Below are 14,242 nucleotides of genomic sequence, written 5' to 3'. Positions count from 1 at the left end.
CTACGGCCGCCGCTCGGTGCTGACGATCACGCCCACGCCCGCCACGACGACCGCTCCTCCGAGCACGATCGGCCAGGTCAGGGCCTCGTCGAGGATCAGTCCCCCGAGGGCGACGGCCACGACCGGATTGACGTACGCGTACGTGGACACCAGCGACAGCGGCGCCGCCCGGAGCAGCCACACGTACGCGGTGAAGCCGACGAGCGAGCCGAAGAGGACCAGGTAGCCGAGGGCCAGCCACGAGGCGGTGGAGAAGGCCGCCGGGTCCAGTCCGCGGTGCTCGCCGCGCAGCAGGCCCACGACGATGCCGCCCAGCCCGCCCGCGAGCATCTGGTACGCGCTCGCGCTGAAGGGATTGTCCGGCAGCGTCAGCTTCGACGCGGAGAAGGAGCCGAGGGACCACAGCACCGAGGCGGCCAGCACCAGCAGCACCCCGGACAGCCGCACCTCCCCGCTCAGCCCGGGCAGGGTCAGCACCGCGAGCCCGGCGAGGCCGAGCAGGACGCCGCCGAGGGTGCGCAGCGGCGGCCGGTCCCCGGTGCCTGCCCGCAGCACCACCAGCCACACGGGGACCGAGGCCACCAGCAGCGCGGCGAGGCCGGACGGGACCGAGGTCTCGGCGAGCACGACCAGGCCGTTCCCGCCGAGGATCAGCAGCAGGCCGACCAGTGCCGCCGAGCGGAGCTGGGTCCCGGTGGCCTTGAGCGCGGCGGGGCCGTAGCGCCAGGCGACGACGGCGGCGAGCAGCAGGGCGGCGGTGATGAAGCGGACTCCGGCGGAGAGGAACGGCGGCATGGTCTGCACGACGATCCGGATCCCGAGGTAGGTCGAGCCCCAGACGACGTACACGAGGGCCAGGGCGGTCCAGACGGCGCCGGTGATCGTGCGGTGGGGGCCGGCCGGGGCCGCGGTCTCCGCCGGAGTGGATGTGCGCATGGCCGGATCCTAGGTTGGTCGGCCTAGGCAGGCTTCGGGGATTTCCCTGGGTCTCAGCCCTTGAGCAGGGCGTTCAGCTCGCCGTAGGGGAGGGAGTGCTCCAGCGATCCGTAGGTGCCGTCGGCGAGGAGCTCCTCGGTGGCGCGGCGCACGACGGCGTACGCGGCCTCCGCGACCCACGAGCCGAGGCTGACGCGGGAGACGCCGAGGGCGCCCAGCTCGCCGACGCTCGGGGCGCCGGGGCCGACGAGGACGTTCAGGGGAGCGTCGATGCCCTTGGCGAGCTCGGCGACGGTGGCCGGGTCGGTGACCCCGGGCACGAAGATGCCGGTGGCCCCGGCCCGGAGGTAGGCGGCGGCGCGGGCGAGGGTCTCGTCGAGCCGGGTGGCGGGATCGCCGAGACCGCGGAGGTAGGTGTCGACGCGGGCGTTGATGTAGAGCGGGACCCCGGCGGCCCCGGCGGCGGCGCGGGCCGCGGCCAGGCGCTCCGCGTACTCGGCGGGGTCGCGGCTGCCGTCCTCGATGTTGATGCCGGCCGCACCGGCGGCAAGCACCCCGGTGACGGTCTCGGCCACGGCGTCGGGGTCCGCGCCGAAGCCGCCCTCGATGTCGGCGGTGACGGGCACGGAGACCGCGGAGGCCACCCGGGCGACGAGGTCCAGGGCCCGGTCGCGGGCCAGCGCGTCCCCGTCGGGGGAACCGAGGGACCAGGCCACGCCCGCGCTGGTGGTGGCGACGGCGGCCGCACCCGCGGCCTCGACGAGACGGGCACCGGCGACGTCCCAGGCATTGGCGAGGGCCAGGGGCCGTGCGGGGGTGTGCAGGGCCGCGAACGCGCGGGCCTGCGCGGCAAGATCGAGCTGAGGAGTCATGCCCCCAGTGGACCAGACCGCCCCGCGCGAAGCTGGCGATTTTCCGACACGGAGTCCCCACCGGGGCCGCCTGGGGCGGGGCCGCCCGGCCCGTCTGCGGGCCTGTGCCGGGGCGCGCGCCGCGGCCCGCTCTCCGGCTGGCGCTGCGTCAGCCGGGGGCGCGGGGCGCCCGGGGACTCGGCCTCAGCAGTCATCGCGGCGGCCTGCTTCGAGGCCCGCCACGTGCGGCCCGTTCGCGGGCTGCTTCGCGCCGCGTCAGCCGGGGGCGCGGGGCGCCCGGGTCCCGGAACGCGCTCGCGCCGAGCTGAGGGCGGCGACCCGCCGCTGCCCCGCCTGCGCCGCCCTGCGGCCCCGCGTTACTGCGCGCCGCAGAGGGGGAGGACCGCCGTGCGGCCCTGGAGGGGGTCGTCCGGGGCGGCCGGGCCCACCGCGGCCCAGCAGGCCGCGGCCGTCGGTTCCACGAAGAGGCCGCGGGCGGCCAGGTCCTGCCGGGCCTTGCGCAGGCGGTCCTCGGAGACCGTGAGGAAGGTGCCGCCGGACTTGCGCACCGCGGCCAGGATCTGACGGGCCCTCGGCGGCGCCGGGATCGCGATCCCCTCGGCCAGGGTCGGCCGCTGTTCCACCGGGGCGGCGTCCTCGGCCCCCGCCGCGAAGGCCTCCGCCAGCGGGGCCACCGCCTCGGCCTGCACCGCGATCAGGGCGGGCGGGCGGACCCCGCGCCGGGCCAGTTCCTCCACGGCCAGGGCGGCTCCCAGCAGCAGGGTGCCGTTGCCCACCGGGAGGACCAGGGCCTGCGGCAGCCGGCCGCCCAGCTCCTCCCACACCTCGTACACGTAGGTCTTCGTGCCGTGCAGGAAGTACGGGTTGAAGACGTGGCTCGCGTAGAAGACCCCCGGCCCGTCGGCGGCCTCCCGGGCCGCCCCCGCCGCGGCCTCGCGGCCGCCCGGGACCACGCGTACGGCCGCCCCGTGGGCCCGCATCCGGTCGGTCTTGCGCTCCGAGGTGCCCTCGGGCACGAAAACTTCACAAGTGAGGCCCGCCCGTGCGCAGTATGCCGCCACGGCCGTTCCCGCGTTGCCGCTGCTGTCCGCCACGACCCGCTGCGGGGCCAGCCGCCTGGCCAGCTCGGCGAGCATCACCGCGCCCCGGTCCTTGAAGGACAGCGTCGGCATCATGAAGTCGAGTTTGGCGTGAACCCGTTCCGCCAGCGGCACCAGTGGAGTGTGCCCCTCCGCCAGGGAGACGGCGAACGCCCCCGGCAGCGGCAGTGCGGGCGCGTACCGCCACAGGGAATTGGGTCCGCAGGCGGGTTCGAGGGGGCTGGCCGGATCCGGTGTGAAGTCGAGGTCCCAGGGGCCGCCGCAGACCGGGCAGCACCAGGGGGTCGTCCGGACGTCGGCGCACGTCCCGTCCTCGGGGCAGACGTAACCGGGGAGTGCGTGCGTCATGTGCGGAGCGCCTTTGCTCAATCATGGCCGTCGTATGGCACGGATGTTACGGCTGCACGGTCCTCTTGTGGGAGGCGGCGGGGCTGGGTCAACCTTTCGGAGGCGACAGCCTGTTGGGCCATCTGCCTTGTCATGACCATGCCTAAGTCATGTCCGGGCGGGGCCTGCGGCTGCGCGCAACCCCCCGCAACGCACCACCTATCTGGAGGACACCTCACATGTCCGTGATGCGTCACACCCGCCGGAAGATCGCCGGCGTCAGCGCGATCGCCGTCGTGGCCCTCGCGCTCGGCGCGGCCGCCGCGTTACCCGCCTCCGCGGCCGACCAGGGCGCGCAGGGCGTCATCGAGAACGCCGGCGCGCCGGGCGCCGTCTCCGGCAGCTACATCGTGACCCTGAACGACTCCGCGCGTTCCACCGCGGACAGCGGCAAGGCCGTCGCCAAGCGGTACGGCGCGAAGATCGACCGGACCTACAGTGCGGCCCTCAACGGCTACTCCGTCGAGGTCTCCGAGGCGCAGGCCAGAAAACTCGCCGCCGACCCCGCGGTCAAGTCGGTCGTGCAGAACCGGACCTTCACCGTCGACGCCACCCAGCCCAACCCGCCGTCCTGGGGCCTGGACCGCATCGACCAGCGCGCGCTGCCGCTGAACCAGAGCTACACCTACCCGGACAAGGCCGGTGAGGGCGTCACCGCCTACATCATCGACACCGGCGTCCGCAAGACGCACCAGGACTTCGGCGGCCGTGCCTCCGACGGCTTCGACGCGATCGACAACGACAACACCGCCCAGGACGGCCACGGCCACGGCACCCACGTCGCTGGCACCGTCGGCGGCGGCGCGTACGGCGTGGCCAAGAAGGTCAAGATCGTCGGTGTCCGCGTGCTCAACAACCAGGGCTCGGGCACCACGGCCCAGGTCGTGGCGGGCATCGACTGGGTGACGCGCAACGCCGTCAAGCCGGCCGTCGCCAACATGTCGCTCGGCGGCGGCGCGGACTCCGCGCTCGACACCGCCGTCCGCAACTCCATCGCCTCCGGCATCACCTACGCCGTGGCCGCGGGCAACGAGTCGACGGACGCCTCCACCAAGTCCCCGGCGCGCGTCGCCGAGGCCATCACGGTCGGCGCCACCACCAACACGGACGCCAAGGCGAGCTACTCCAACTACGGCTCGATCCTGGACATCTTCGCGCCGGGCTCCTCCATCACCTCCACGTGGGGCACGGGCGACACCGCCACGAACACGATCTCCGGCACCTCGATGGCCTCGCCGCACGTCGCGGGCGCGGCCGCCGTCTACCTCTCGCAGAACCCGGGCAGCACCCCGGCCCAGATATCCGCGGGCCTGGTCGCCGCCTCGACCCCGAACGTGGTCACCAGCCCCGGCACCGGTTCTCCGAACCGCCTGCTCAACATCGGCGCCGGCACCACCCCGCCCGACCCGGGCACCCGCTTCGAGAACCTGAACGACTACGCGATCGCCGACAACTCCACCGTCGAGTCGCCGATCACCGTCAGCGGGATCTCCGGCAACGCCCCGGCCGCGCTGAGCGTCCCGGTCGACATCAAGCACACCTACGTCGGTGACCTGCGGGTCGACCTGGTCGCCCCCGACGGCACCGTCTACAACCTGCGCAACCGCACCGGCGGCAGCGCTGACAACATCATCCAGAACTTCACCGTGAACGCCTCCTCCGAGGTCGCCAACGGCGTCTGGAAGCTCCGCGTCGCGGACCTCGCGGGTGCCGACATCGGCAAGATCGACTCGTGGGCCCTGCAGTTCTGACGGATGACCCCGGGGCGCTGACCCCGGGGCGCCCCACCGGGGCACCGCGTACGGCCGGGCGCGCGGGACCGCGCACGGCAGCACCACGTACGCCGCGATGAACAGGCGGGGGCGACCGGCAGGGCGGTCGCCCCCGCTGCGTACTATTTCGCGCATTCGTTCGCGCCACCCGTGAGGGAGTCCCCCGTCCCGTGAGCACCCCGCCCAGCCCGCCCTCCGGACCGGGGTACCAGTGGCCCCCGCCCTCCCCGCCGCCGGCGTGGGGACCGCCGCCCGGGTACGGCCGGCCGGCCGCGCTGAACGGCTTCGCCCTGGCCTCCCTGCTCGTCGGGCTGCTGTGCCTGCCGCCGCTCGGCATCGTCTTCGCGGTCGTGGCCCTGGTGCAGATCGCCAGGAAGAGGGAGCGGGGCAAGGCGCTCGCGATCGTCGGACTCGTGGTCTCCGTGCTGATGACGGGCGTGCTCGGGCTGGCCGCCGACCGGGTCGGCACGGCGGTCCGCGACCGGTTCGACGGCGCGGGCGGCTACGGAGCGGCCGACGGGGAGCTCACGCCCATCGAGGACCTGCGGACGGGCGACTGCTTCAACGTGCCGGGCGGGCACCTGATGACCGACCGGCCCCGGACGTACGCGGTGGACTGCGCGCAGGACCACCACGCCGAGGTCACCTCGGCCGGCTCCTTCGATCCGGGCGGGCTCCCGGGGTCGGACGAGGCGCAGCGCGAGGCGGACGAGCAGTGCTGGCGGGCGCAGGACGCCTACGCGATGGACACCTGGGCCCTGCCCGAGGGCGCCGAGACGTTCTCCTACGCGCCCACCCGCGAGACCTGGAGCACCGGGGACCGGCACCTGCTGTGCGTGATCGGCACGACCCAGCACGAGCAGCGCGGCAGCCTGCGCCGCGACGGAGGGGTGCTCACGCAAGCGCAGATGTCCTTCCTGAAGGCGGCGAACGAGGTCGAGTTCGCCTTGAGCCGCGCCCCGGAGGAGGATCCGGGCGACGCGCTCGCGGAGCACCAGGCCTGGGCGCGCCACGTGTACGGGGCCCTGAGCGAGGAGGTCCGGCTGCTGGAGCGGGACCGGGGCCTTCCGGGGCTGGAGAAGGCCGCCGACGCCCAGCTCAAGGAGCTCGGCGCGGCGCGGACGGCGTGGATGCGGGCCTCGCAGGCGAGGACGGGCGCCGACTTCGACCGGTACTGGACCATGGCCGAGGACGCGACGAGGGCGACGACGGAGCAGGCCCTGAGGGGCGCGTACGGGCTGTCGACGAAGATTCCCTGGTGGCTGGAGGAGGAGCCGGAGGACTCGTACGGGGGTTCCGGACGCGGACCCTCGTCCGAACAGGCCTGACGTCGACCGCGTGACGCGCGGTAACGGGTTTGAGTGACCAGGCTTCATCACTTCGGGTGAAACTCTGGCCCTTGCTTGCGGTATTCAACCGTCGGTTGCCAGGGTGTAGCTGTCTGTCAACCTGATGGGAGTGGCCCGTGACTTTCGGTGAGCAGCCGGCCTATCTACGCGTGGCCGGGGACCTGCGGCGGAAGATCGTCGACGGTTCTCTGCCCCCGCACGCCCGGCTCCCCTCGCAGGCCCGGATCCGCGAGGAGTACGGGGTCTCGGACACCGTGGCGCTGGAGGCGCGCAAGGTCCTCATGGCGGAGGGGCTGGTCGAGGGCCGGTCCGGGTCGGGGACGTACGTGCGGGAGCAGCCCGAGCCCCGGCGCGTGGCGCGCGCCGGATTCCGCACGGGAGGGGTGTCCACGCCCTTCCGGCAGGAACAGGCGGACGCGGGCGCGCGCGGCACCTGGGAGTCCAGCAGCGAGCAGCGGCCGGCTCCGACGGAGATCGCCCAGCGGCTCGGCATCGAGCCGGGCGAGCGCGTCATGCGCACGCGGTACGTCTTCCGCGACGCCGGGGAGGCGATGATGCTGTCGACCTCCTGGGAGCCGCTGGCCGTGACCGGCCGCACGCCCGTGATGCTGCCCGAGGAGGGCCCGCTGGGCGGCTCCGGGGTCGTCGACCGGATGGCCGCGATCGACGTCGTCGTCGACAACGTGGTGGAGGAGGTCGGCGCGCGGCCGGGGCTGGCGGAGGAGAACCTGCTCCTCGGCGGGGTGCCGGGCCATGTGGTGCTGGTGATCGGCCGTACCTACTTCGCGTCCGGCCGCGCCGTGGAGACGGCCGACGTGGTGGTCCCCGCGGACCGCTACCGCCTCGCATACCACCTCCCGGTGAGGTGAGCGGCCCGGCGGGGTGCACCGCCGGGCCGGGCTGGAGGGGTGCACCGCCCAGCGGACAGGGGGTCCGGGGGCGTTAACCCCGCGGTGACGCGGGGCGCCGGGGCGTAACCGCCGGGCAACGCTCCGGGGTGAGGGCCGTCACGCGACGGCCCTACCTTCCGGCGTTATGACGGATACCGCCACCACCCCCGCGCCCCCGGCCGGGCCCCGGCGCAGCTACGCCAAGCTCGCCTCCGACGAGAGCCGCGAGGACTACTCGCTCCGGTACGCACCCCAGTCCTTCCGGCGCTGGGGCCCCGGCACCGTCGCCGGCACGGCCCTCGGCGGGATCGCCTACCTCGCCGACTTCGCCATCGGCGCCTCGATCGTCTTCGCCTACGGGTTCACCAGCGGGGCCGCCGCGATCCTGGCCGCCGCCGTGGTCATCTTCCTGACCGGCATCCCGATCGCGCGGGCGTGCGCCACGTACGGCCTGGACATGGACCTGGTGACCCGCGGGGCCGGCTTCGGCTACTTCGGGTCGACCCTGACCTCGCTGATCTACGCCTCCTTCACCTTCATCTTCTTCGCGCTCGAAGGCTCGATCATGGCCCAGGCCATGCACCAGGCCTTCGGTCTGCCGGTGGAGATCGGGTACCTCGTCACCACGCTGATCGTGATCCCCATCGTCTTCCGCGGCATGGGCGCGCTCGCCAAGGTGCAGGCCTGGACCCAGCCGGTCTGGCTGATCGGGCTCGTGCTGCCGTTCCTGGTCCTCGCCTTCGAGGCACCCGACGCCTGGGGCGCCTTCACCGGCTTCGGCGGGACCGAGGGAGCAGGTTCCGGCTTCTCCTGGATCGGCTTCGGATTCGGCACCGGCATCGCGCTCTCGCTGATCGCGCAGATCGGGGAGCAGGCCGACTACCTGCGGTTCATGCCCGCCAAGACCCCGGCCAACAGCCGGAAGTGGAACCTGGCGGTGCTCGCCGCGGGCCCCGGCTGGGTGGTCATCGGCGCCGCCAAGCAGCTCGGCGGCGCCTTCCTGGCCTTCGTCGCACTGGAGGCCGTCGGCAAGACCCACGCCCTGGAGCCGATCGCGCCGCAGGTCGAGGCCCTGCGCCCGTGGCTCGGCGGGCTCGCGCTGCCCGCCGCCGCCCTCTTCGTGATCGTCTCGCAGATCAAGATCAACGTCACCAACGCCTACAGCGGATCGCTGTCCTGGTCGAACTTCTTCTCCCGCATCACCCACCGTCACCCGGGCCGGGTCTGGTACATCTTCCTCAACCTCGCCATCGCGCTGACGCTGATGGAGCTCGACATGTTCGCGATGCTCGGCAAGCTGCTGGGCTTCTACTCCAACGTGGGCATCGCCTGGATCGCCGCGGTCGCCGCCGACCTCGTGATCAACAAGCGGCTCGGACTCAGCCCGCCCTACATCGAGTTCAAGCGCGCCTACCTCCACGCCGTCAACCCGGCGGGTTTCGGCGCGATGGTGATCGCCTCCACCGTTTCGATCCTGGCCTTCTCCGGGCTCTTCGGTACCTACGCCGAGGCCTTCTCCACCTTCATCGCGGCCGGACTCGCCCTGCTGCTCTGCCCGTTCATCGCCTGGCTGACCGGCGGGAAGTACTACCTGGCGAGGCCCAACGGGGTCAACGGACCGCAGGTGCGGGTCGAGGACGTCACCGCCACGCACCTGTGCTCGGTCTGCGCGACGGAGTACGAACTCCCCGACATCGCCGACTGCCCGGTGCAGTCCGGGCCGATCTGCTCCCTGTGCTGCTCCCTCGACGCGACCTGCGGGGACGCCTGCCGCAAGGAACAGGGGGGCGGCGCGGTGATCCTGCCGATGCCTTCCGTGCGCCCGGTCTGAACCGGCGCGCACGGCCCGCTCGTACGCGTGGCCGGATGCGTACGCCCGGGAGGTACCTCTTCGTGAAAAACCGTATCCGCTGAGTAAAGGTCGGGCGTAGGCTCGGGCATATGCGCAATGCGGTTTCCCGGTCAGGTACGTCGGCGGAGGGTGAAACGCGATGAACGACAGCGGTGCCCTGCTCCCGTGGCTGGTCATACGTCAGGACGACAACGGCAACCGCTACCGGGTGGGCCGGTACCCCACCCGGGCCGAGGCCCAGAAGGTCGTCGACAGCCTCGACGACCGAGGACACAAGCAGCTCTACTGGGTCGAGCGGATCGGTCAGACCGCCACGATGAACTGAGCATCCAGTGTTGGCATAGGCTCCGCCCATGACGGTACGAGTGGTCGTGGGCGGAGCCCTTTGTCATGAGGGGCGCCTGCTGGCCGCCCGCCGCAGCGCGCCCCCGGAGCTGGCCGGCCGCTGGGAGCTGCCGGGCGGCAAGACCGAACCGGGTGAATCCGTCCCCGATGCGCTGGTGCGCGAACTGCGCGAGGAGCTCGGTGTCGAGACCGAGCCGCTGGAGCGGATCCCGGGGGAGTGGCCGCTGAAGCCCGGACTGGTCCTGCACGTGTGGACCGCCCGGCTGGTCTCAGGGGAGCCCGCTCCCCTGGAGGACCACGACGAGCTGCGCTGGCTCGGCCCCGAGGAGCTCGAATCGGTTAACTGGCTCGACCAGGACCGGCCCGCGGTCGCCGAAGCCGGACGACGACTGCGCGGCTAGCCCGTCGCACGGCGGGGTCACGGGGGCGCGCACCGCTCGCGCTGTAGGCCGTATGCGCCACAGTGCGCCGGTGGGTGGCGGATCGAGTGGTACGACGCCCCGAATATCGGGTATGTCGCTATTAATCCCTATCTCGTCCCCCTTTCGTCCCCGACGAACCGGACTGGGGTCACTGCTGGCCCGGGAAGTGATCGGCGTGATCGACACAGACGGTGAATGCGCCGAGTGGGCCTTTCCCGCCGAGCCCGGTGCCGTCCGTACCGCCCGCCACGCCGTCCGCGGCACCCTGCGCGACTGGGGCCTGGAGTCCGTCGGCGATGTGACCGTCCTGCTGGTCAGCGAGCTCGTCACCAATTCCCTGCGGTACGCGTCCGGCCCCATCGGCGTCCGCCTGGAGTGGCGAAATCCAGCCGCCCGGGGCGCCGAAGGTAACGCCGCGCTACTCGTGGAAGTTTCCGATCCGCTTCCGGATCCGCCCCGCGAGAAGGTCGCCGCAGCGGACGACGAGGGCGGCCGCGGACTGCACCTCGTCGCCGTCTCGGCACAGCGCTGGGGAACCCGGCACAAGAAGTCGGGCAAGACTGTGTGGTTCGAGTTGGCACTTCCTGGTGAGTAACAAGGTGAAGGGTGGCCTGGGGGCATCCCCGGACGAAGTCCGGGGGACGTCACACGACGTGGCTCGAAACTAACGAGACCTTGCTGTGATCGTGAACGCCGTGCCGTCCGGGGCCGTGGTGCTGAATACTTCGGTCATGGCCGGTCCGGTTGCGGTGAGCTGGAGGGGACGGTCGCGTGAGCGAGATACCTGCGCAGGCACATCAGGCCCGTGTGCCCGGGGAGACATGGAACGACTCCCTGTGGCACAGCAGCCCGCCTGGCTCGATATATGACTACATAAAGGTTGCTTCCTTCTCGATCGGGCCCGACGGACTCGTCGACCAATGGAGCCTGCGCGCCGAGGAGCTGTTCGGTCTGACCGCCGCGCAGGCCGTCGGGCGCGACCCGGTCGACGCCTTCATGCCCCCAGAGCTGCGGGCCGACGGTCACCGCAAGGTCGCGGAGATCCTCGACGGCAAGGAATGGACGGGCCTGATCCCCTTCCGCATCCCGGGCGGGGACGGTGCGCACGGCGTGGCCGAGATCTATGTGATGCCCACCCAGACCGAGACCGCCGAGCGGGCCGCACTGTGCGTGGTCGTCGACGTGCGCGCACTGCGCCGGATCGAATCCGATCTGGCGGCTTCACAAGCCATATTCGGCCAATCCCCCTTCGGCTTCCTGCTCTTCGGCACGGACCTCACCGTGCAGCGGGCCAACCGCCGCTTCGCCACCGTCTTCGGCGGCGCCGCGGAGGAGCACCGGGGCCGGACCGTGCACGACTACCTGCCCGCGCACGAGGCCGACCGGATGGCCGAGGCCCTGCGCCAGGTCCTGGACACCGGGGAGTCGGTCACCGACCTGCGGATCACCGGGGCCACCCCCGGCAGCCGGGACGACCGCCACTGGTCGATCAACCTCTACCGGGTGCACGGCGGGACCGGCCGCCCCGTCGGAGTCGCCGGCATCGGCACCGACGTCACCCGCCGACACCTCGCCGCCCGCGAGGCCGCCGGGGTGCGCCGCAACCTCGCCCTGCTCAACGAGGCCGGGCACCGGATCGGGAACTCCCTCGACCTGGAGACCACCGCCCGGGAACTCCTCGACGTGACCGTCCCGGGCTTCTGCGACCTGGCCGCCGTCGACCTCTACCAGGGGCTGCTCCTCGGCGACGACGACCGGCCCGCCCGGCCGCAGGGCCCCGGCGTGCCCAGCCTGCCCGGCCAGGGCCCGGCCCGGACGCCCTCCGCGGCGCTGCGCCGGGTCGCCTTCGCCTCCGCCGTCTCCGACGCCCCGCTGTCCGGCCCGGGCGCGCTGGTGTCCGTAGGGGACATCCACCGCTACCCGGCGGCGTCACCCGGCGCACTCGCGCTGCGCACGGCCCGGCCGCGGCTGATCGAGGGCGGGGGACCCGAGGACCTCGTGCAGTCCACCCTCGTCGTCCCGATGGTCGCCCACGACACGGTGGTCGGCCTCGCGCAGTTCTCCCGTACGAAGGGCAGCGAGCCCTTCGGGGAACGGGACCGGGCGGTCGCCGTGGAACTCGCCGCACGGGCCGCCGTCTGCATCGACAACGCGCGGCTCTACCGCCGGGAGCACGAGCGGGCCCTGATACTGCAGCGCAGCCTGCTGCCGCCCGGGGACCCGGAGGCGGCCGGCCTGGACATCGCCTGCCGGTACCTGCCCGGCAACGCGGCCACCGAGGTCGGCGGGGACTGGTTCGACGTCATCGAACTCCCCGGCCACCGCACCGCCCTGGTCGTCGGCGACGTGATGGGACGCGGCCTGCGGGCCGCCGTCGCCATGGGGGAGCTGCGCACCGCCGTGCGGACCCTCGCCCTGCTGGACCTCGAACCGGCGGAGGTGCTCACGGCCCTGGACGAGATCGCCCGGGGCCTCGGGGCGCCCGGCGGCTCCCAGCAGGCCTCCCGGGCCGCCCTGCACTCGCGGGACGCGGACCGCTCGGAGGTCTACCTCGCCACCTGCGTCTACGCGGTGTACGACCCGGTGACCCGGCGCTGCACCATCGCCAACGCCGGCCACATGCCGCCCGTGCTGGTCGAACCCCCGGACGAGCGCGGGGCGCCCCGCCCCGCGCTGCTGCTGGAGGTACCGCCCGGGATGCCGCTCGGGGTGGGCGGCGAGCCCTTCGAGGAGGTCGAGGTCGATCTGCCGGAGGGGGCCCTGCTGGCCCTCTACACCGACGGGCTCGTGGAGTCCCGGGACCACCCCCTGGAGGAGGGGCTGCGGGGGCTGCGCGAGGCCCTGGCCGATCCGGTCCGGCCGTTGGAGGACGTCTGCGACCACGTGCTGAACACCCTGGACACCCGGCACGGGGAGGACGACATCGCCCTCCTCATGGCGCGGGTCCAGGGCCTGCCCGTGGACGCGGTCGGCGACTGGCAGCTGCCCCGCGAGGCCCGCTCGGTGGGCCGGGCCCGGGAACTGGCCCGGGCCAAGCTCCCGGCCTGGGGCCTGGAGGGGCTGCTGGACACCACCGAGCTGCTCGTCAGCGAGCTCGTCACCAACGCCCTGCGCTACGGGGAGGGCGAGATCCGGCTGCGGCTGCTGCTGGACCGCACGCTGGTGTGCGAGGTCTGGGACGCGAACCTCGTGCAGCCCCGGCGCCGCCGGGCCCGGGACACGGACGAGGGCGGCCGGGGCCTCCAGCTGGTGGGCCTGCTCTCGGCGGGCTGGGGCACCCGGCGCACCCACCGGGGCAAGACGGTGTGGTTCGAGCTCCCGCTGCCGGGAGCGGCGGCGGAGGCGGTCGCCGAACTGTCGGCGGAGCAGCTGCTGAGCATGTACGGCTGAGGAAGCGGCGGGGCCCCGGGACCCACGGCACCGGGCGCCCCCGAGGAGGGGCTGCGCGGCCTCCCCCGAGGAGGGGCTACGCGGCCCTGCCCGCTTTCAGGGCGGTCAGCCGGTCCTCGACCTCCGAGGTCCGGTCCAGGTCGTCCAGGGCCTCGAACTGGGCGTCCAGCGTCGAGGCCGCCAGCTCCTGCTTGCCCATGGCCATGGCCTCCTCCCGGCGCACCTTGTCCTCGAAGCGGTTCAGGTCGCTGGTCGGGTCCAGGACGTCGATGTTCTTCACCGCGTCCATCATCGTGTTCTGCGCCTGCGCGGTCTTCGCCCGCGCCACCAGCTCGTCGCGCTTGGCCTGGAGCTCCGTCAGCTTGTTCTTCATCGAGTCCAGGCCCGTCTTGAGCTTGTCCACGACGTCCGTCTGGGCGGCGATCGTCGGCTCCGCCGTCCTCGCCTCCTTCTCCGACCGGATCTGCCGCCCCAGCGCCACCTTCGCGAGGTTGTCGAACTTGTCGGCGTCCGCGGTCGCCCCCGACGTCCGCAGCTCGTCGGCCTTCCTGCTCGCCGCGAGGGCCTTGCCGCCCCACTCGGAGGCCGCTTCCACGTCCTCCTTGTGATCGGCCTCCAGCATCCGCAGGTTGCCGATGGTCGTCGCCACGGCCTGCTCCGCCTCCGAGATGTTGTTCGTGTAGTCGCGGATCAGCTGGTCCAGCATCTTCTGCGGATCCTCCGCCTGGTCCAGCAGCGCGTTGATGTTCGCCTTGGCGAGCTGGGTGACGCGGCCGAGGACGGTCTGCTTGCTCATGGTGGGCCTCTCCTGGTCAGGGCTGGTCAGAGATGGGTGTGCAGTTCAGAAGCGGCCGCCGCCGCCCATCCGGCCGCGGGTGCCGCCGCCGCCGAAGGATCCCGGGCCGCTGCCCCCGCCCCCGCCGAAGC

12 protein-coding genes are annotated in these 14,242 nt (G+C 72.9%); 8 read left to right on the top strand and 4 right to left on the bottom strand.

Going from position 1 to position 14,242, the window contains the following annotated elements:
• The 3 genes from IO30_RS0118185 to IO30_RS0118175 all read right to left on the bottom strand — a co-directional run bounded on the left by IO30_RS0118185 (position 1) and on the right by IO30_RS0118175 (position 3,256).
• Positions 1-936, bottom strand: a complete 936-nt coding sequence (locus tag IO30_RS0118185) for an EamA family transporter (RefSeq protein WP_031144305.1) — start codon at positions 934-936, stop codon at positions 1-3.
• Positions 937-989: 53 nt separating this feature from the next.
• Complete coding sequence (locus tag IO30_RS0118180; protein WP_031144303.1) at positions 990-1,808, bottom strand: isocitrate lyase/PEP mutase family protein; 819 nt, start codon at positions 1,806-1,808, stop codon at positions 990-992.
• 356 nt (positions 1,809-2,164) lie between these two features.
• Complete coding sequence (locus IO30_RS0118175) at positions 2,165-3,256, bottom strand: threonine synthase (RefSeq protein WP_031144301.1); 1,092 nt, start codon at positions 3,254-3,256, stop codon at positions 2,165-2,167.
• A gap of 218 nt (positions 3,257-3,474) precedes the next feature.
• On the opposite strand from IO30_RS0118175, the gene IO30_RS0118170 reads away from it, so the two are divergent.
• The 8 genes from IO30_RS0118170 (at position 3,475) to IO30_RS0118135 (ending at position 13,315) form a co-directional block, all read left to right on the top strand.
• Positions 3,475-5,046: a S8 family peptidase gene (locus tag IO30_RS0118170; protein WP_031144299.1), complete on the top strand. Its 1,572-nt coding sequence runs from the start codon at positions 3,475-3,477 to the stop codon at positions 5,044-5,046.
• Between the two features lie 191 nt (positions 5,047-5,237).
• Positions 5,238-6,395 (top strand): DUF4190 domain-containing protein, encoded by a 1,158-nt coding sequence (locus IO30_RS0118165; RefSeq protein ID WP_051858883.1) that lies wholly within the window; start codon positions 5,238-5,240, stop codon positions 6,393-6,395.
• A gap of 137 nt (positions 6,396-6,532) precedes the next feature.
• Positions 6,533-7,285, top strand: a complete 753-nt coding sequence (locus IO30_RS0118160; protein WP_031144295.1) for a GntR family transcriptional regulator — start codon at positions 6,533-6,535, stop codon at positions 7,283-7,285.
• 166 nt (positions 7,286-7,451) lie between these two features.
• Positions 7,452-9,137, top strand: a complete 1,686-nt coding sequence (locus tag IO30_RS0118155; RefSeq protein WP_031144293.1) for a purine-cytosine permease family protein — start codon at positions 7,452-7,454, stop codon at positions 9,135-9,137.
• Between the two features lie 160 nt (positions 9,138-9,297).
• Positions 9,298-9,483 carry an SPOR domain-containing protein gene (locus IO30_RS0118150; protein ID WP_031144291.1) on the top strand — a complete coding sequence of 62 codons (186 nt, stop codon included), beginning with the start codon at positions 9,298-9,300 and terminating at the stop codon, positions 9,481-9,483.
• 28 nt (positions 9,484-9,511) lie between these two features.
• Complete coding sequence (locus IO30_RS0118145; RefSeq protein WP_031144289.1) at positions 9,512-9,904, top strand: (deoxy)nucleoside triphosphate pyrophosphohydrolase; 393 nt, start codon at positions 9,512-9,514, stop codon at positions 9,902-9,904.
• Between the two features lie 187 nt (positions 9,905-10,091).
• Positions 10,092-10,520: an ATP-binding protein gene (locus tag IO30_RS0118140; protein WP_031144287.1), complete on the top strand. Its 429-nt coding sequence runs from the start codon at positions 10,092-10,094 to the stop codon at positions 10,518-10,520.
• 185 nt (positions 10,521-10,705) lie between these two features.
• Positions 10,706-13,315, top strand: a complete 2,610-nt coding sequence (locus tag IO30_RS0118135; RefSeq protein WP_234321518.1) for a SpoIIE family protein phosphatase — start codon at positions 10,706-10,708, stop codon at positions 13,313-13,315.
• A 76-nt stretch (positions 13,316-13,391) separates the two neighbouring features.
• Here the strand turns inward: IO30_RS0118135 and IO30_RS0118130 are convergent, their stop codons facing one another.
• Entirely contained in the window at positions 13,392-14,111 is a 720-nt protein-coding gene (locus tag IO30_RS0118130) for a PspA/IM30 family protein (protein WP_031144285.1), read from the bottom strand.
• Positions 14,112-14,242 lie beyond the last annotated feature (131 nt).

The organism is Streptomyces xanthophaeus (assembly GCF_000725805.1).
Taxonomy (GTDB): Bacteria; Actinomycetota; Actinomycetes; order Streptomycetales; family Streptomycetaceae; genus Streptomyces; species Streptomyces xanthophaeus.
The sequence above is the reverse complement of the archived record's forward strand: the minus strand, read 5'-3'. Positions and strand labels throughout refer to the sequence as shown.

Coding starts and splice junctions, on each gene's coding strand:
- IO30_RS0118185 (WP_031144305.1), bottom strand. CDS start 936: ATGCGCACATCCACTCCGGCGGAGACCGCGGCCCCGGCCGGCCCCCAC.
- IO30_RS0118180 (WP_031144303.1), bottom strand. CDS start 1,808: ATGACTCCTCAGCTCGATCTTGCCGCGCAGGCCCGCGCGTTCGCGGCC.
- IO30_RS0118175 (WP_031144301.1), bottom strand. CDS start 3,256: ATGACGCACGCACTCCCCGGTTACGTCTGCCCCGAGGACGGGACGTGC.
- IO30_RS0118170 (WP_031144299.1), top strand. CDS start 3,475: ATGTCCGTGATGCGTCACACCCGCCGGAAGATCGCCGGCGTCAGCGCG.
- IO30_RS0118155 (WP_031144293.1), top strand. CDS start 7,452: ATGACGGATACCGCCACCACCCCCGCGCCCCCGGCCGGGCCCCGGCGC.
- IO30_RS0118150 (WP_031144291.1), top strand. CDS start 9,298: ATGAACGACAGCGGTGCCCTGCTCCCGTGGCTGGTCATACGTCAGGAC.
- IO30_RS0118145 (WP_031144289.1), top strand. CDS start 9,512: ATGACGGTACGAGTGGTCGTGGGCGGAGCCCTTTGTCATGAGGGGCGC.
- IO30_RS0118130 (WP_031144285.1), bottom strand. CDS start 14,111: ATGAGCAAGCAGACCGTCCTCGGCCGCGTCACCCAGCTCGCCAAGGCG.